Source organism: Bradyrhizobium sp. BR 1433, assembly GCF_051547665.1.
GTDB lineage: Bacteria > Pseudomonadota > Alphaproteobacteria > Rhizobiales > Xanthobacteraceae > Bradyrhizobium > Bradyrhizobium australafricanum.
In genome coordinates, this window is sequence record NZ_JBPUGG010000001.1 from 430062 (window position 1) to 447289 (window position 17228).

A 17228-nucleotide genomic window follows, 5' to 3' on the forward strand; every position below is an offset into this window, starting at 1 on the left:
CCGCCGCATAGCGGCAGAGCCTTGTTGATAGCGATGCATCAAGACGCCGTCAGTGACCGAACAACAACCACAACACGATGATCACCGGGATCGGTACACCCAACAGCCAAAGCAAAATTCCTCTTCCCATCGTTGCCTCCTCGCATGCTTGTGAGGGAGCAACGTCAACGATCATGTCGCGTTCCTCGCGATCGCTCGGCGCTTCGGCAAGGTCGAAACGCCGACAGGAACGTAGGTGCGGGCGCGGTGTTTACCAATGGCCGGTGTTCGGCATCGATGCCCACGGCTCGGCCGGGGCTTTCGGCTCGCCCTTTTGCAGGATCTCGATCGAGTGCAGGTCGGGCGAACGCACGAACGCCATGTTGCCGTCGCGCGGCGGACGATTGATGGTGACGCCCATCTTCATCAGCTTCTCGCAGGTCGCGTAGATGTCGTCGACCTCGTAGGCGAGATGGCCGAAATGGCGGTCCTCGCCGTATTTCTCCTCATCCCAATTGTAGGTCAGTTCGACCAGCGGCGCGCCGCGGGTCTGCGGCAGGGACTTGAGCAGATGGAGGTCTTCCTCCGCGCAGAGAAACACCAGCGTGAAGCGGCCCTTCTCATTGTCGATGCGGCGCACTTCCTTCAGCCCCAGCGCGTCCTGATAGAATTTCATCGCGACATCAAGATTGCGGACGCGCAGCATGGTGTGCAGATAGCGCATTTTTTTATCCTCCTGCAGATTCAGAGATTTTGTTTGGGCTCGGGCGAGACGGGCAAGGAATAGCAGCAAAACGCGACGCGGGGCAGGGGTTAGCGCGAGTTTTGCCGATCGCATTTCGCCTTTGCATGCTCACGCCTTCGCGAGCGTTGGCTCCGGTTGCGCCGCGCGATCACGCGGCCGGATATGGACGGGACGTGCCGCGACACGCTTGCGCAGCAGCGGATGCAACAAAGCCCCGCCCAGCGAAATTTCTGGGACGGGGCTTGTGGTCGAGCCTTGGAGGCGCGGCCTCTATCGCACCGATTGCCGATCACGGCCAATCAAGGACGCGCGAGGTTGGACGGCCTCTAAAGCGCAAAACCCCGCGAGTGGGCTCGCGAGGTCTATGCCGACCGGCCTTGGGGAGATCGTGCCGGCAACCGGGCAGACAATGTCGCTGCGCGCGGAAGGTTCCTGGGTCCGGAAAATAGAAAGCCCCGCAGGCTGGATGCGGGGCTTTCCCAGCTGACGGACTGGGGATCTCTCAGGGCGTGAGCCGTCAACTGTTGGAGACCAAACTTAAGGTTGAATTTGTAAAATGCAACAGCGCCGCGTAGACGGAGTATGTTCGTCCCACAGCGCTGCGCCGGATGCTGGGCCCTGAAATCCCCCAGCGCCCTTTATGTCTTCGCGCCGCGCGAAAGGTTCAAAAGAAAGACCCCGCGAGGGGGATTCGCGAGGTCTTCCAAAGCCGACAGGGCGGTGAGCTGTCGGCACCACGCGTGATGTGCCGTTGCGCTGTTCAACGCGGTTCCGGCCGGCTGGGTCCGCCGGCTGGCCGATCGGCGTCAGGAGCGTCCGGCTTTCCAATCGGGCTGCGCCTCGTATTCATCGACCCGCTCGACGCGATAGCCGGCGGGCAGGATCTGGCCACCGAGTTCGTCTGCGACCGGAACATCCTCGACAAGACCGTCGATCAGCGCCGCCTCCCAAACTTCCTTCTCCGTCGCGAACGATCTTCCGAGCTGAGTCTTGCCGCGGAACAGGGCGTACATGGGCGCCTCCACAAAACAAAACCCGCCAGTTACCGAAGTAAGCTGACGGGGCTTGTTGAGCTGATATTTCCGGTGGATTTCTCCCTCGTTGTACCGCTCGCCAAACTAACGGCGGAACGAGAGACTCGTTCCTTCCTTTTTTGAAGGTCGCCTCTTTTTTTGTAGGTCACTTTTTCAAGGTGGCAGCTCCCCGGGCGTTCGTCGGGGGAACCTACTTTTTTGCGTCGTCCCTTTTTGCCGCGCCCTTTGCCGTGTTCTTCATCTCGGATTTGTTCGCCCGCTTCACATCCATCCCCGTGGTGTCCATCGCGCCGCTCTGAGTGGCTCCGTTGGTGTTTTCAGGCCGTTCCATGCCGCTCTGCGGCGCTGGACCAATATCCTGCGCAAAGGCCGCGCCGCATATCAGGGTGAAGACGGTGACCGCGATCAGCTTGCACATGAGTGCCTCCTGGCGTCACCAGGATGACCCGTGCGCAGTCGAGAGGTTCCTGTCGGCTACTGCTGCTCTCACACCTTGATGTCGAGGATGGTCTCGACCGCTTCACGGTCGGCCTGGTTCTTCGCGGCGAAGACATCCAGCACATCCTCGTTGATGATGCGCGGCTGCTCCTTCGCCGTCTGGTCGACGACGAGCTGCACTCTGGCTTGCGTCACTTCGACAGGTACGGGGTATACGAGCATGGCTCTCTCCCTCCGGAGGATCGAACCTTGTCAGGGCTTTCTTAATGATTTGTAAGCTCCCGGGGAGCTGCCTTTTTGCGCCGATTCGGAGGGCCGGGCGGTATCGGCCTGCTCGCACGCCGGCCGGATTGGAGCCATACTGCGGGCCGCCAGGACCGGGCGGCGCGATCGATGAAGAACGGGCTCTATTCGATCCACATCCACATGACCGACGGCGTGAGGGGCCGCGACAGCGGCATCCTGATCCTGCGCGACGGTCTCTTGATCGGCGGCGGGCCATATTTCTGGTCAATCGGGGCCTATACGGCCGGCGAGGGCACCTGGAAGGGACATCTCAGCACCAACCAGCATTCGCCCTTCGCGGACCCGTTCACCCGTCCGCTGTTCGCCGGACAGGAAGTGACGAGCGGGTTCTCCGGCACATTCAGCGGCGACGAGGCTGAGGTGTTCGGAACCGTGCTGGTTGGAACCCGCAGCCTAGGTTTCCGGGCCACCCTGAAATGGCTCGCCGATGCCTGAATGCGCGCACGCGGCGCGAGGCTGTGGACAAGCGCGCAGCAAGATGCGTATTTCGTTGGATAATTGAACCCGCTGGCGTTGTGGATTTGCTGCGGACAAGCAGGGGATATCGCTGTGAAATCCCGCTGCGGCCGCCGATCGGGAGATCCGGACGAGGCGTTACCCGGCCACCGCTAACCCTACCTGGTTAGGTTAAGAGCAGCATCGTGTTGTCACCACCTGCGATTGCGATTGGGATGTCTGCGGGTGACAGCCATGATGCCATCGTTCCACAGTGCTGATCGACCGACCCACCGGCGCGTGATGGTGGTGGGGCTGCTGTTCTGCTCGGCTTTTGTCGTGATCAGCTTCTGGCTGCGGCCGCAGCCGGAGAGCGGCAAAGTGCTAGTGAAGTCGGACCGGCTGGTCCGGACCGCGGGAGAGGCCCGGAAGGCAAACTGAAGACGGCAAGCCGGGGGAGCGGCAAGCCGAGACGCGCCGCCGGCGCTCAGTCGGGCAGCTTCCCATTCGGATGCTTGTGATACATCGCGATGCCGATGAAGCCGGCAAAGCCCATCACGTTAAGCAGCAGTTCCATCCATGCCGGCATTGATGCCAACCTCGTTCACCGCCAAGCTAATCTCTGAGGTTGTATTTTTGTTCCAGCGCTAACCGATGGTAGCTTTGCGCTATCGCATGGCTGGCGCGTTTTCGAGCGATCCGATCGGAACGGAAAACGCTCGAGGGAACCGGAACTGCGTTTGCGGCAACCATCGCACAGCGGCACCGGCAATAGACATAAGCCCGGAGCAAACCGCTCGGGGCTTTCTCACTTGCGCCTCATGGCGCCCGGACCATGAACGCGGTCGCCTGGCAGGGCATCAAGCGGTCTTGCGTTAAGCGGTCTTGGGTTGAAATCCACTCCAGGCATTGCCGAGCGTGTTGTCGTAATATTCTTGGCGATCGCGCTCGAACTTCTGCTGCGTCGCCCTGAAGCTGGCAATGCGTGCGACGATCTCCTCGCGCTCGCGCGCGACGCGGTCTTCCTGATCGGTCATGCCCATCCTCCTGGCCGTGGTCCTGTCCCGGGCGCATTGGCGTCGGCGAATTGGGCGTCAATGCGGAGCAGCCAGTGCAGGAATGTGATGATGCTGAGGCGCTGGAAGAGCGACCAAGCGGAGGCGCCGACGCAGCTGATCGCAAGCCGATCGATCAAGACACGCCGCTCGCAGCCGATCGCTCGCGCAACGGTTAAGCTCGCAATCGGTCTGGCCGTGCTATAGTCGCTGCGGCCAACCGGATTGTTTTCAGTGATCGCAAAAGACTTGCGCAGCGGCGTCGAGCAGCTCGGCAACATGATTGCGGAGGCGTCGTCCATCGTGCCCTTCACCGGGGCGGGCATCTCCACCGAGTGCGGCATTCCCGATTTCCGCTCGCCCGGCGGGCTGTGGACCCGCAACCGACCGATTCCGTTCGACGAGTTCGTCGCCGGCCAGGACGCGCGCGACGAGTCCTGGCGGCGCCGCTTTGCGATGGAACAGACGTTTGCGGCGGCCAAACCCGGTCGCGGGCATCGCGCGCTTGCGTCGCTTTACCGGGCCGGCAAGGTTCCCGGCATCATCACGCAAAACATCGACAACCTGCATCAGGCGTCGGGCTTCAAGGCCGACGACGTGATCGAGCTGCACGGCAACACGACCTATGGCCGCTGCATCGGCTGCGGCAAGGACTACGAGCTGTCGTGGGTGAAGCAGCAGTTCGACAAGGCGGGCAGCGCGCCCGATTGCGCGGACTGCGGCGATCCGGTGAAGACCGCGACGATCTCGTTCGGGCAATCGATGCCTGAGGATGCGATGCGCCGCGCGGCGGAACTCTCCAGGCACTGCGACCTGTTTCTGGCAATCGGCTCATCGCTTGTGGTGTGGCCCGCCGCAGGCTTTCCGATGATGGCGAAGGAGAGCGGCGCGCGGCTCGTGATCATCAACAACGAGCCGACCGATCAGGACGACATCGCCGATCTGGTGATCCGCCACGACATCGGCGACACGCTTGGTCCTTTCGTAGGCAATTGATGCCCGATTGATTTCGCGGCTGTGCAAGCCTGTTCATAGTTCCCGCAAGAATTGTTTTTTAGCTATGCCCCGCAAGCGGGAGTGTTATCTTTTGGTTGAGAGATTCGCGCCGCGTCCAAATCAGTCCGAGTGAGTTGGTCATGGAGAGCAGCGTGTACAGGGTGCGCCGCAACGACGGCGATCTGCATTTGATGTGTGGGGTCCGGGGTCATGGGGTCGGACGGATTTGAGTTCAAGAAGCTCGGCGGACCGCCGATGGGCGGAGTTGGGCAAAGCAGGATTGGTCAAGGCGAGTATGGAAGCGCGCCACGCGATCCGGCGATGGATGCTTTCTCAGGCCTCGGTGACACAGCGGCCAACCTCGTCGAAGTTTCCGGCGTCATCAAATGGTTCGACGCCTCGAAGGGATACGGCTTCATCGTCCCCGACAATGGCTGGCCCGACATCCTGCTGCACGTGACGGTGCTGCGGCGCGACGGTTATCAGACCGCCTATGAAGGCGCGCGGCTGGTCGTCGAATGCGTGCAGCGCGCGAAGGGCTACCAGGCTTTCCGCATCGTCTCGATGGACGAATCGACGGCGATCCATCCGGCGCAGATGCTGCCGCCACGCACCCATGTCACGGTGACCGCGACCAGCGGGCTCGAGCGCGCGCAGGTCAAGTGGTTCAACCGGCTGCGCGGCTTCGGCTTCGTGACTTGCGGCGAGGGCACGCCCGACATCTTCGTGCATATGGAGACGCTGCGCCGCTTCGGCATGACCGAACTGCGCCCCGGCCAATACGTGCTGGTGCGGTTTGGGCCCGGCTCCAAGGGCATGATGGCCGCCGAGATCCACCCGGAGACCGGTCCATCGGCGCTGTCGTCGCACTGATCCGATTTCAATACGCCCTGACGGAAACGTGAGCCGCCGGCGAGCCTTCTCGGCTCTGGCATTTGCCGCAATCGTCGGGTTAGGGTCCGCCGGAAAATCTTCCCCGGTGTGAGTATTTGTCGATGAATTTCGTTCGCATTGTTGGGCGCCATCGTTCGTGGCTGATGGCCTGCCTCGTGATCATGTTCGGTGCGCTGCTGGCTCCGGCCGCGCAGGCTGCCAGCGTCCAGCCGCTCGAGATCGTCACCAAGTCGGGCGTGCACGTCTTCTCGGTCGAAATGGCAACCACCGAGCAGGAGAAGGAGACCGGCCTAATGTACCGGAAGGAGCTCGCGGACGGCAAAGGCATGCTGTTCGACTTCTCGCCGGAGCAGGAAGTGTCGATGTGGATGAAGAACACCTACATCTCGCTCGACATGATCTTCATCCGCGCCGACGGGCGCATCCTGCGGATCGCGGAAAACACCGAGCCGCTCTCGACCCGGATCATTCCGTCGCGCGGGCTCGCCAAGGGCGTGCTCGAGGTGATTGCCGGGACCGCGCAGAAATACGGCATGCAGCCCGGCGACCGGATTGCCCATCCGCTGTTCGGGGGCCGTTAGCATCCGGTTTTGACGCGATTTCCGGGCGGAAACCGATGCCGGATTCGCCGCACGAAGCCCCGCACCGGTGCCTTGCTGGCGCTGGCTGAAGCGTGTATCCACGGGGCTTCTCGGAAATGTCGGGGTATAGCGCAGCCTGGTAGCGCGGCAGTTTTGGGTACTGCAGGTCGTTGGTTCGAATCCAGCTGCCCCGACCATCCAAATCAAAGACTTAACAGAGACGCTCCGTCGGTAGACGCGATGTTTATGGTTGGCGCATGCTCGGCATTCGCGCCTGACCTGGTCCACAAATCGCGGTCAGTTGGCACCTTGAAATAGCAAGCGCGGGACCGAAGCCCCCGCGCTCCACTGCTCGCAACTTCAGCCGCCCGGGCGCGGACCAGATCAACGAGCCGGCGGGTTGTAGCGATCCAGGATCACGGTTCTTGAGCCACTCTCCGGCGGTCGCGAGATGGGGTCGTCGAATTTGTGATAGCGGTCGAACTGCTGCTGCTCATCGCGCAGATGTGGCGCTTCGGCGGACGAGTAGGCTCTATTTGCACCGTTCCAGTGATCAAATCCCGACACGACGCAACCCCGTCTTGGTTCAGATGCAGGTTGGTTAGCATCGTTGCGGGGGTATCTCTGTATCGGCGTGGCAACACCACCAGCAATCCGCACGACATGAGCACACGTATTGTTTCCGTGGCTCTCTGTGCGTGAACAGCGTTCCGGCACGGGTAACCAAGCTTCGGCCGGATTGTCTCGCCTGAGGCAACAACGCCGCCTGGACGGAATATGCTCGTCCAGACGGCGCCGTCGAAATACTGGGCCCTGAAATCCCCAGTGCCAATGGGTCGTGCCGGCGGGGGATAGGTTCAACGTTGCGCCGCCTTGCCGCAGTCCAAGCCACGACATCGTGAGCTGCGCGATCTCGAGCGGATGTGGCTTGCCGATAACGCGCGCGCGCTGGCAGGGTAGTTCGGCCCGACAAGACCAATCCGCGAGAAAGCACCATGGCGCGCAGACTGATCGATATCTCCGTTCCCCTGCAGAACGACGTTCCGGCCGATCCGCCCGGCAATCATCCGACCATCCAGTATATCGATCACCGGCAGGGGCTGCCGCGCATGCTGCAGTTCTTCGATGGACTGAAGGCGGAGGACCTGCCCGACGGACAGGGCTGGGCCGTCGAGCAGGTCTCGCTCTCCACCCACAACGGCACGCATCTCGATGCGCCCTGGCATTTCCATCCGACCATGAACCGCGGCGAGCGATCCTGGACCATCGACGAGGTGCCGCTGGAATGGTGCTTCCAGCCGGGCGTGAAGCTCGACTTCCGCCATCTGCCTGACGGTTATGTCGCGACCGCCAAGGATGTCGAAGCCGAGCTGAAGCGCATCGGCCACACGCTGTCGCCGCTCGAGATCGTCGTCGTCAACACCAGCGCGGGCGCGAAATATGGCCAGCCCGACTACGTCAATTCGGGCTGCGGCATGGGCTACGAGGCGACGATGTATCTGCTCGAGCGCGGCGTGCGACTGACCGGCATCGACGGCTGGAGCTGGGACGCGCCGTTCGTCTTCACCGCGAAGAGATACGCCGAGACCAGGGACGCCAGCCTGATCTGGGAAGGCCACAAGGCCGGGCGGCACATCGGTTACTGCCACATCGAGAAGCTGCACAATCTCGAGCAGCTGCCGTCGACCGGGTTCATGGTGTCGTGCTTCCCGGTGAAGATCGAGCGCGCGTCGGCGGGCTGGACGAGGGCGGTCGCCATCCTCGACGGCTAGGCGCACCGGGGTTGTGATCGGCCAGCTTCGGGAACCGGTGGACAGGCTGTGCATTACGGCGGGTTGTTGCGGCACGGCTACAGCCTGAGGCAGCCGAATCTGCTTTCATGCACGCAGTAGATGCATTGGGTGATCGGGCCGCCGGCTCGTCCTCGCGTCCCGATTTCGGAAGCGTTCTCTCCCGTGACTAGAGCCCCGGCGTCTCCGGGGCTCTTTCTGCGTGCCGCAGCTGAGCCAAGCCGGGCAGGTGAACCAACCCCAAAAAGCAAATCAGGTGCGTCGGGACCGACGCACCTGATTTCATGTCTTTAATATCGCTTGTGTCGACCGGGCGGTTGTTACCACCGGCAAACGCGAACGCCACGCGGGGTCCACCAGCAACGGGGACCGGCGTAACCGCCGTAGTAGCCATAGCCACGGCCATATCCATATCCGCGGCCATAGCCCCACCCGCGACCGCGACCCCAGCCGCCGCCGCGATAGCCCCAGCCACCGCCGCGTCCGCGCCAGGCTTGCGCAGGCGCTGTGGTGACGCCGACCAGGATGGCAGAGGTGCTTGCGACATAGACGAACAACAAAGCGACTGCTGCTAGGCAACGAGTCAGGATATTGTAGCGTTTAGTCATTCTGAAGATCTCCAGTCCACTTCCAAACATCTGAACTGATGCTGGCTGTCTCGCTTAGACGCGCGACACCGGCATTCGGTTCGTGCATGCTAAGACAATATTTTCACTAAGGTTCTTGCGAGCTTTAACGACTCTATTGAGACCAACAGGTAAGGTCAAGTTACAGTCCCGCCTGCAAAGGATACTGTCGTTGCTGCGCTCATCTTGTCGTTCATCCGCCGTTCATTCTGTTCATCTTGCGTTGCGCCGATTTGATTTGTGCATCGCAGAAGCAGAGATTTGAGAACCTCGGAAAATGCCGGCGAGAACTTGAAGTCGACACGATCCTGTTCTCTCAGCGTTGCTGTATCCTTCCAAAGAGTGCCCATGCCGAAACAACACACTTACGTCCTTGGTCTCAACGTCTACGACCATGACGTCAGCGCCTGCCTGCTGCGTGACGGCGCGATCGCCTACGCGATCTCCAAGGAGCGCATCACCCGCGAGAAGCACGCCTCCGGCTTCTACAAGGAAGTCGTCGACTACTGCCTGTCGGCCGAGGGCATCACCCTCGACGACGTCGATCTCGTGGTGCGCAACAGCTACATCCTGCCGGTGCCCGAGATGGAGGAGCGGATGCTCCACCAGGATATGCCGGGCTTCCTGCCGATCGCCGAACGCAACGAGGCAATCAAGCACCCGCTGTTTCGTTCCGAATCCGACAAGGTGGTGTCGATCTCGCACCACCTCGCGCATGCCTACAGCGCGTTCGCGGTGTCCCCATTCAAGGACGGCGTCGTGATGATCGTCGACGGCGTCGGCAATTATCGGGCCGACGCGATGGAGTCCTGCTCCGAAGATGAGGCGTCGCCGCTGGCCCGCGAGTCCGAGAGCTACTACAGGTTCGACGACACCAGGCTCGAATGCCTGAAGAAAGTTTTCATGGAGCCGGCGCGCGGGCTCTTGTCGGACGAGTTCTACAACATGCCGGGGCTGGGGGCGCTGTACAGCCGGGTCTCGACCTATGTGTTCGGTGACTGGAACAAGTGCGGCGAGCTGATGGGGCTGGCGCCCTATGGCCGCCATGAGCAGGTCGGTCATCTGCTCGAGATGAAGGACGGCAAGCTGCACGTGCCGTTCTGGGGCGCCGAGAACCAGCAGCCCTTCGTGCTCGACAGCGGCAGCTGGGACAAGAGCCCGACGATGCGGCACTGGGAGGACATCGCCTGGCGGGTGCAGGACGACACCGAGAACGTGCTGCTGGCGCGGGCGCGCTGGCTGCGCGAGACCACGGGGGCGAAAAATCTCTGCATCGCCGGCGGCGTCGCGCTGAACTGCGTGGCCAACGGGCGCATCGCGCGCGAGTCAGGTTTCGAAAACATCTGGATCCAGCCCGCCGCCGGCGACGACGGCATCGCGATTGGTTGCGCTTATTACGGCTGGCTCGAAGTGCTCAAGCAGCGCCGCTCGTTCGTGATGGACCACGCCTATGTCGGGCGGCGCTACAGCGAGGCCGAGGTGGCCGCCGCGCTGCAAAGCTTCCTGGTGCGCATCCAGATCGACGCGAAGCGCAGCGACAATATCTGCCGCGACACCGCAAAGCTGCTCGCCGACCAGCGCGTGATCGGCTGGTTTCAGGACCGTTCCGAGTTCGGTCCGCGCGCGCTCGGCAACCGCAGCCTGATCGCCGATCCGCGCAGGGCCGAGATGAAGGACATCCTCAACAGCCGGGTCAAGCACCGCCAGGCCTTCCGGCCGTTCGCGCCGATCGTGCTGGCCGAGCGCATGAAGGAGATCTTCGTAGGCGAGGAGGACTCGCCCTACATGCTGATCGCAAAGCCGGTGCGGCCGGAATGGCGCGACAAGATCCCGGCGATCGTGCATGTCGACGGTTCGGCGCGGGTGCAGAGCGTGCGGGAAGAGACCAACCCGATGCTCTATCGCCTGCTGAAGGAGTTCGAGGCGCTGACCGGCGTGCCGGTCCTGATCAACACCTCGTTCAACGTCAAGGGCGAGCCGATCATCGAGACGCCGCAGGACGCGGTGAGCTGCTTCCTCACCACCGGGATCGACAACCTCGTGATGCATGACACGCTGGTGTCGAAGACCGCCATGCACAAGGTCGTCACGCCCGTGATGACGACGTTCGGCGACGTCGCCACCATCGTCTCCTCGACGACGCAGGACACCAGTCGCGGCGGCTAGAGAGCGTTTTCGAGCGAAGTGGGCACCGGTTCGCGTGAAGAAAACGCGTCAAAACAAGAATCTAGAGCTTCGGTTCTGATTCAATCAGAACCGAAAATGCTCTAGAGCATGGCCCGGAAAAGTGCGAAGCGGTTTTCCCCGCGACAAACGCGAAGCGTTTGCGCGGCCTTGCTCAAAAATAAGGGACTTACGCCGCCGTCGCGGGCGCCGTGGGTTTTGCCGCCGGCGGTTTGACCGGCTTGTCCTGCCGCTTCGACCACGAGATGTAATAGGCCACGATCGTCATGATCGCGATGCCGGAGATGCTGACGAAGATCTGCGCGAACAGCGAGCCCGAGCTCATCGAGAGCTCGAAATGTCCGACAAAGGACAGGAACACGCCGACGCAGAACACCGCCAGCGACTGCTGGCCGCAGACGATCAGGGGATCGAACACCTTCCACTCCAGCGCCGCCCAGTCCTTCGGGATGAAGCGGATCACCAGCACCGTGATCACCACGAAGTGCAGGAAGCGATACGGCGCGAGGTTGGTCTTGTCGTTCGGGTTGAAGGCCGAATAGAGCCAGTCCGGGAACATGGCGCCGAAGTCCGGGAAGCGTCCGGCCATCGTCATGATCAGCGCGAAGATCATATAGGCGATGCAGAACCACAGCGTGTAGCGCGAGTTGATGATGCGCATGTTGTTGCGGGCGCCGCCCATCGCGCACCATGAGCCGAATACGAACAGCACCTGCCAGGCGAACGGGTTGAAGTACCAGCTGCCGGCCGGGTAGGCCGGCAGGTTCCAGCCCTGGTGGCGCGACACCAGCCACAGCACGAGCGAGGCCGCCATGGTCCAGTTCGGCCGCCGCAGCATGAACCACAGCACCGGCGGGAACAGGCCCATCAGCACGATATAGAGCGGCAGCACGTCGAGATTGACCGGCTTGAATTTCAGGAACAGGCCCTGGCGCAGCGTCTCGGTGGCGTTGTCGACGAGGCCGGCGACGTTGAACTCGTTGATGATCTCGGAATCGCCGAAGCGCAGCGCCAGATAGCTGATCGAGGCGATGTAGATCACGAACAGGATGATGTGGGCGACGTAGAGCTGCCAGACCCGCTTGGTCAGCCGGGTGGCTCCGACGATGAAGCCGCGTTCCAGCATCATGCGGGCATAGACGAAGGAGGCGGTATAGCCGGAGATGAAGACGAACAGGTCCGCGGCGTCGCTGAAGCCATAATTCCGCGTCGTGATCCAGTTCACGACGTTGTCGGGGATGTGATCGAGGTAAATCGCCCAGTTCGCGACCCCACGGAACAGGTCGAGCCGGAGGTCACGTCCTTTTTCGGGCAGGGTAGCGTGGATTTCCATGGCGCGCCGTTTCCTCGAGGTGATGCTTGTCGAGAAGATCGCGCCGCGGGCCCGGGGACTCCTAAGGGAAGCCTCCCGAGGCCAGATTGTCACAGCGCGGTAGAATGACTATACCGGTCCGGCGAAGGCTGCCTCCGAGATCGAGGAATCACCGATCAGATCGTTGATTGGTGTCTCTATACTATCCCGGCGGTTTCCTTCAAATCGCTTCCATGTCGCACATCCCACAGGGCCGACCATCCATGACCGCACGCATTTTTAAGCCCGCCAAAAACGCGATGCAATCGGGACGTGCCAAGACCAAAGAGTGGCAACTGGACTACGAGCCGGAGCAGCCGCGCTCCGTGGAGCCCTTGATGGGCTGGACCTCGTCCACCGACATGAAGCAGCAGCTGACGCTGCAGTTCGAGACCAAGGAAGAGGCGGTCGCCTATTGCGAGCGCAAGGGCATCGCCTACCAGGTGATCGAGCCGAAGGATTCGGCGCACCGCCAGATCGCCTATGCCGACAATTTCGCGTTCCGCCGTTGGGAGCCCTGGACCCACTAAGGTTGGACCCACTAAGTCCTGACTGGCGCCCGGATCAGCTCGCCGCGGGCGCCCGGGATCGGCAGCGGCGCGTCCTTGGAGACGCCGAGCACCGGAAAGCTTCTGATCTTACGCACATTGGGCAGGCCGGCGAATTGCAGCAGCTGCTGGCGCATGTCGTCGACGCTGGGCGCGACGCATCGGAGCATGAAGTCGGCATCGCCCGAGATCCGCCAGCATTGCAGGAAGCGCGGCACGGCCGCCACATCAGCCTCGAACGCCTCGATCGCGCTCAGGGTCTGGCTGTCGAGCTGGATCAGCACGAAGGTCGTCACCTCATAGCCGAGCAGCCGCTCGTCCAGCGTGGCGCGGATCGCCTGGATCACGCCGCGGCTGCGCAGGGCGCGAACCCGGCGCAGGCAGGGCGGGGCGGTGATGCCGACCCGTTCGGCGAGCTCGTTGATCCTGATCCGGCCGTCCCGCTGCAACTCGGACAGGATCCGCAGATCGATGTCATCGAGCTGTGGGCGCTCGGTCACGGCTACGAGCCCGCCACGGCGGCGCGCCGGCTGTCGCTGCCGTGGCTCGCCTGGCCGATCGCAGCCCGCGGCGCGACGCCCGACAGCACCAGCTTCTCATGCGCCGCGATGATGGCGTCGCGGGTCAGCCGGCCGCCGGGGCGGTACCAGGTGCACAGCCCGGTGAGCAGCGCCAGGATCGCGAAGGTCGCGACCTGGATGTCGACCACCTCGAACGCGCCGTCCGCCGCTCCGTCGGTGAGGATCTGCGCCAGCCGCTGCTCATAGGCGCCGCGCAGCGCCACCACCGCGTCGTAGTTCTTCGCATCGAGGCTGCGCAGCTCGGAATTGGCGATGAAGACCTCGCGCTTGCGGGTCATGTGGTAGGTGACGTGGAACGCGACAAAGGCGCGCAGCTTCTCGACCGGATCGGCCTTGCCCTCGAGCGCAAGATCAAGCTCGCGCAGCAAATCGTTGATATGGTCCTGCACCAGATCGAACAGCAGGTCCTGCTTGGTTGAGATATGGTTGTAGAGTGAGCCTGCCTGGATGCCGACCTCGGCGGCGAGCTGGCGCAGGCTCATGGCCTCGTAACCGTGCTCGAAGATCAGGCGCACGCCGGCCTTGCGGATCGCCTCCAGCGTGGTGGGGCCGTGTGAGCCGATCGTGCGTGCCATCGGGGCCTCGGAGGGTGTTGGCTTGCCAGGGAGGACCAGGAAACAAGCGAACGACCGTATGTATATCGCATGAAATCCCAGTGAATTCAATGAACTGCGGATTTCGTCCGCAAACCATAGCACGATTGCTTGCGAAGCCAAGAAAAAACGTATGATCGTTTAATTGCAAGATGAATCTCACGGGAGGGATCATGGCCTCGAACCAGGCGGCAATCTTCAATTTCGACCTTGGCGAGACCGCGGATGCGATCCGCGAGACGGTGCATGATTTCTCGACCAACGAGATCGCGCCGCGCGCCGCCGAGATCGACCGCAGCAACCAGTTTCCGCGCGACCTCTGGCCCCGGATCGGCGCGCTCGGCCTGCACGGCATCACCGTCGAGGAGGAGTATGGCGGCTCGGGCCTCGGCTATCTCGAGCACTGCATCGCGGTCGAGGAGATCTCGCGGGCGTCGGCCTCGGTCGGCCTGTCCTACGGCGCCCATTCCAACCTTTGCGTCAACCAGATCCGCCGCAACGGCAACGAGGCGCAGAAGCGCAAATACCTGCCGAAGCTGATCTCCGGCGAGCATGTCGGCTCGCTCGCAATGTCGGAGCCGTCGGCGGGCTCGGACGTGGTCTCGATGAAGACGCGCGCCGACAAGAAGGGCGACCGCTTCGTCCTCAACGGCAACAAGATGTGGATCACCAATGGCCCGGTCGCCGATACGCTGGTGGTCTACGCCAAGACCGATCCGAACGCCGGCCCGCGTGGCATCACCGCCTTCATCATCGAAAAGGGCATGAAGGGATTTTCCACCGCGCAGAAGCTCGACAAGCTCGGGATGCGCGGCTCCGACACCTGCGAGCTGGTGTTCGAGGATTGCGACGTGCCGGAGGAGAACGTGCTCTCCGAGGTCGGCCGCGGCGTCAACGTGCTGATGAGCGGTCTCGACTATGAGCGCGCGGTGCTGGCGGCGGGGCCGATCGGCATCATGCAGGCCTGCATGGACGTCGTGCTGCCCTACGTGCACGAGCGCAAGCAGTTCGGCGAGCCGATCGGCTCGTTCCAACTGGTGCAGGGCAAGGTCGCCGACATGTACACCACGATGAACGCCTCGCGCGCCTATGTTTACGCGGTGGCGAAGGCCTGCGATCGCGGCGAGACCACGCGCGAGGACGCCGCCGGCGCCATCCTCTATGCCGCCGAGAAGGCCACCCAATGCGCGCTGGATGCGATCCAGCTGCTCGGCGGCAACGGCTACATCAACGATTATCCAACCGGCCGCTTGCTGCGCGACGCAAAGCTCTACGAGATCGGCGCCGGCACCAGCGAGATCCGCCGCATGCTGATCGGCCGCGAGCTGTTCGCCAAGACGGCCTGATGTCTTCTCCCTCGCCCCGCTCTTCGCGGGAGAGGGGCTGTCACCGCACCAGTGGTGGCAGTTGTGCTCGCCCCGGCACGATGATTGACCTTGAACCTCACCGATACTCCAACGAAACGTGCAACACCGATGCCGCTTCATTCGACGATCGATCCCACATCCTCTGAATTTGCCCGCAACGCCGAGGTGATGCGCGGCCTAGTCGCGGAGCTCCGCGGCAAGCTCAACCAAGTAGCCGGCGGCGGCGGCGAGACCTCGCGCAAGCGGCACACCTCGCGCGGCAAGATGCTGGCGCGCGATCGCGTCGATCTTTTGGTCGACCCCGGTACGGCGTTCCTCGAGCTGTCGCCACTCGCCGCCAACGGGCTTTATGGCGGTGACGTGCACTCGGCCAGCGTCATCACCGGCGTCGGGCGCATCGCGGGGCGCGAGTGCATCATCGTCGCCAACGATGCCACCATCAAGGGCGGCACCTATTACCCGATGACGGTGAAGAAGCATCTGCGCGCCCAGGACATCGCGCGGCAGAACAATCTGCCCTGCGTCTACATGGTGGATTCCGGCGGCGCCTTCCTGCCGCTGCAGGACGAGATCTTTCCCGACGAACGGCATTTCGGCCGCATCTTCTACAACCAGGCCCAGATGTCGTCGCAGGGCATCCCGCAGATCGCGATCGTGATGGGATCCTGCACCGCGGGCGGCGCCTATGTGCCGGCGATGTCCGACGAGAGCATCATCGTGCGGAATCAAGGCACGATCTTCCTCGGCGGTCCGCCGCTGGTGAAGGCTGCGACCGGCGAGGTCGTGACCGCCGAAGAGCTCGGCGGCGCCGATGTGCACTCCCGCCAGTCCGGCGTGACCGATCATTATGCGCAGAACGACGCCCACGCGATCGGGATCGCGCGCCGCATCGTCGGCACGCTGAAGCAGCCGGTGAAGGCACAGCTCAACATGCGCACCCCGCAGGAGCCGCTGTTTCCGGCCGAGGAGATCTATGGCGTGGTCTCGGCCGACGGCAGAAAACCGTTCGACGTGCACGACATCATCGCGCGGATCGTCGACGGCTCCGAATTCGACGAGTTCAAGAAGCTCTACGGCACCACGCTGATCTGCGGCTTCGCCCATATCTTTGGCTATCCGGTCGGCATCATCGCCAACAACGGCATCCTGTTCAGCGAGAGCTCGCTGAAGGGCGCGCATTTCATCGAGCTGTGCTGCCAGCGCGGCATTCCGCTGGTGTTCCTGCAGAACATCACCGGCTTCATGGTCGGCAAGAAGTACGAGGCCGGCGGTATCGCGCGCGACGGCGCCAAGCTCGTGACGGCGGTCGCCACCGCCGGGGTGCCGAAATTCACCGTCGTGATCGGCGGCTCCTACGGCGCCGGCAATTACGGCATGTGCGGCCGCGCCTACAGCCCGCGCTTCCTCTGGCTGTGGCCGAACGCGCGCATCTCGGTGATGGGCGGCGAGCAGGCCTCGATGGTACTGAGCCAGGTGCGGCGCGACGGCATCGAGGCCAAGGGCGAGAGCTGGTCGGCGGAAGAGGAAGACAAGTTCCGCGAGCCGATCCGCGCGCAATACGAGAAGCAGGGCAATCCCGATCACGCGACGGCGCGGCTGTGGGATGACGGCGTGATCGATCCGGCTGATACGCGCCTCGTGCTCGGGCTCGGCCTGTCGGCGGCAGCCAACGCCCCGATCGAGCCGACGAAGTTCGGCCTGTTCAGGATGTGACCCAGGAACTGA

20 protein-coding genes and 1 tRNA gene are annotated in these 17228 nt (G+C 62.9%); 11 read left to right on the forward strand and 10 right to left on the reverse strand.

Translation table 11 applies throughout. The features are described from left to right. Nucleotides 1-49: 49 nt before the first annotated feature. From ACSKB9_RS02125 to ACSKB9_RS02145, 5 genes are all read right to left on the reverse strand, one after another. Nucleotides 50-175 carry a hypothetical protein gene (locus ACSKB9_RS02125; protein ID WP_283848619.1) on the reverse strand — a complete coding sequence of 42 codons (126 nt, stop codon included), beginning with the start codon at nt 173-175 and terminating at the stop codon, nt 50-52. A 75-nt stretch (nt 176-250) separates the two neighbouring features. Then, on the reverse strand, nt 251-703 hold the full coding sequence (locus ACSKB9_RS02130; RefSeq protein WP_016844600.1) for a VOC family protein: 453 nt from the start codon (nt 701-703) through the stop codon (nt 251-253). Between the two features lie 827 nt (nt 704-1530). After that, nucleotides 1531-1737 (reverse strand): hypothetical protein, encoded by a 207-nt coding sequence (locus ACSKB9_RS02135; protein ID WP_310879324.1) that lies wholly within the window; start codon nt 1735-1737, stop codon nt 1531-1533. 211 nt (nt 1738-1948) lie between these two features. Further along, a complete protein-coding gene (locus tag ACSKB9_RS02140) occupies nt 1949-2176 on the reverse strand; it encodes a hypothetical protein (protein ID WP_057018562.1) in 228 nt (75 codons plus the stop codon). 68 nt (nt 2177-2244) lie between these two features. Further along, the gene (locus tag ACSKB9_RS02145; protein ID WP_018271496.1) at nt 2245-2418 is read right to left on the reverse strand and encodes a hypothetical protein; all 174 of its coding nucleotides are present in this window, start codon (nt 2416-2418) and stop codon (nt 2245-2247) included. Nucleotides 2419-2493: 75 nt separating this feature from the next. On the opposite strand from ACSKB9_RS02145, the gene ACSKB9_RS02150 reads away from it, so the two are divergent. Beyond that, nucleotides 2494-2937, forward strand: a complete 444-nt coding sequence (locus tag ACSKB9_RS02150; RefSeq protein ID WP_310879323.1) for a GrlR family regulatory protein — start codon at nt 2494-2496, stop codon at nt 2935-2937. 255 nt (nt 2938-3192) lie between these two features. Continuing rightward, nucleotides 3193-3378, forward strand: coding sequence for a hypothetical protein (locus ACSKB9_RS02155; protein ID WP_057018561.1), 186 nt, complete (start codon nt 3193-3195; stop codon nt 3376-3378). A gap of 434 nt (nt 3379-3812) precedes the next feature. Here ACSKB9_RS02155 and ACSKB9_RS02160 read toward each other — a convergent pair whose 3' ends face one another. Continuing rightward, entirely contained in the window at nt 3813-3974 is a 162-nt protein-coding gene (locus ACSKB9_RS02160; protein WP_438071398.1) for a hypothetical protein, read from the reverse strand. A gap of 252 nt (nt 3975-4226) precedes the next feature. Between ACSKB9_RS02160 and ACSKB9_RS02165 the strand changes: the two genes are divergently transcribed. The 5 genes from ACSKB9_RS02165 to ACSKB9_RS02185 all read left to right on the forward strand — a co-directional run bounded on the left by ACSKB9_RS02165 (nt 4227) and on the right by ACSKB9_RS02185 (nt 8235). Beyond that, nucleotides 4227-4988, forward strand: a complete 762-nt coding sequence (locus ACSKB9_RS02165) for an SIR2 family NAD-dependent protein deacylase (protein ID WP_438071400.1) — start codon at nt 4227-4229, stop codon at nt 4986-4988. A 210-nt stretch (nt 4989-5198) separates the two neighbouring features. Next, nucleotides 5199-5861, forward strand: coding sequence for a cold-shock protein (locus tag ACSKB9_RS02170; protein WP_438071402.1), 663 nt, complete (start codon nt 5199-5201; stop codon nt 5859-5861). Nucleotides 5862-5983: 122 nt separating this feature from the next. Continuing rightward, nucleotides 5984-6463 carry a DUF192 domain-containing protein gene (locus ACSKB9_RS02175; RefSeq protein ID WP_438071404.1) on the forward strand — a complete coding sequence of 160 codons (480 nt, stop codon included), beginning with the start codon at nt 5984-5986 and terminating at the stop codon, nt 6461-6463. A 120-nt stretch (nt 6464-6583) separates the two neighbouring features. Next, nucleotides 6584-6660: transfer RNA gene (locus ACSKB9_RS02180), tRNA-Pro, on the forward strand. Between the two features lie 798 nt (nt 6661-7458). After that, nucleotides 7459-8235 carry a cyclase family protein gene (locus tag ACSKB9_RS02185; RefSeq protein ID WP_438071405.1) on the forward strand — a complete coding sequence of 259 codons (777 nt, stop codon included), beginning with the start codon at nt 7459-7461 and terminating at the stop codon, nt 8233-8235. 338 nt (nt 8236-8573) lie between these two features. Here ACSKB9_RS02185 and ACSKB9_RS02190 read toward each other — a convergent pair whose 3' ends face one another. Then, complete coding sequence (locus ACSKB9_RS02190; RefSeq protein WP_225160995.1) at nt 8574-8861, reverse strand: hypothetical protein; 288 nt, start codon at nt 8859-8861, stop codon at nt 8574-8576. Between the two features lie 366 nt (nt 8862-9227). Between ACSKB9_RS02190 and ACSKB9_RS02195 the strand changes: the two genes are divergently transcribed. After that, nucleotides 9228-11045, forward strand: coding sequence for a carbamoyltransferase family protein (locus ACSKB9_RS02195; RefSeq protein WP_438071407.1), 1818 nt, complete (start codon nt 9228-9230; stop codon nt 11043-11045). Between the two features lie 187 nt (nt 11046-11232). Here ACSKB9_RS02195 and ACSKB9_RS02200 read toward each other — a convergent pair whose 3' ends face one another. Beyond that, entirely contained in the window at nt 11233-12396 is a 1164-nt protein-coding gene (locus ACSKB9_RS02200; RefSeq protein WP_438071409.1) for an OpgC domain-containing protein, read from the reverse strand. A gap of 242 nt (nt 12397-12638) precedes the next feature. Here ACSKB9_RS02200 and ACSKB9_RS02205 point away from each other — a divergent pair, with 242 nt between their 5' ends. Beyond that, nucleotides 12639-12944 carry an ETC complex I subunit gene (locus ACSKB9_RS02205; RefSeq protein ID WP_016846428.1) on the forward strand — a complete coding sequence of 102 codons (306 nt, stop codon included), beginning with the start codon at nt 12639-12641 and terminating at the stop codon, nt 12942-12944. An 11-nt stretch (nt 12945-12955) separates the two neighbouring features. Here ACSKB9_RS02205 and ACSKB9_RS02210 read toward each other — a convergent pair whose 3' ends face one another. Both ACSKB9_RS02210 and ACSKB9_RS02215 read right to left on the reverse strand, forming a co-directional pair. Next, a complete protein-coding gene (locus ACSKB9_RS02210) occupies nt 12956-13462 on the reverse strand; it encodes an Lrp/AsnC family transcriptional regulator (protein WP_438071411.1) in 507 nt (168 codons plus the stop codon). Between the two features lie 2 nt (nt 13463-13464). Beyond that, entirely contained in the window at nt 13465-14118 is a 654-nt protein-coding gene (locus ACSKB9_RS02215) for a TetR/AcrR family transcriptional regulator (RefSeq protein ID WP_253608716.1), read from the reverse strand. Between the two features lie 191 nt (nt 14119-14309). Here ACSKB9_RS02215 and ACSKB9_RS02220 point away from each other — a divergent pair, with 191 nt between their 5' ends. Beyond that, nucleotides 14310-15482 (forward strand): isovaleryl-CoA dehydrogenase, encoded by a 1173-nt coding sequence (locus tag ACSKB9_RS02220; protein ID WP_438071413.1) that lies wholly within the window; start codon nt 14310-14312, stop codon nt 15480-15482. A 129-nt stretch (nt 15483-15611) separates the two neighbouring features. After that, nucleotides 15612-17216 carry a carboxyl transferase domain-containing protein gene (locus tag ACSKB9_RS02225; RefSeq protein ID WP_438071415.1) on the forward strand — a complete coding sequence of 535 codons (1605 nt, stop codon included), beginning with the start codon at nt 15612-15614 and terminating at the stop codon, nt 17214-17216. The last annotated feature ends 12 nt before the right edge of the window (nt 17217-17228 follow it).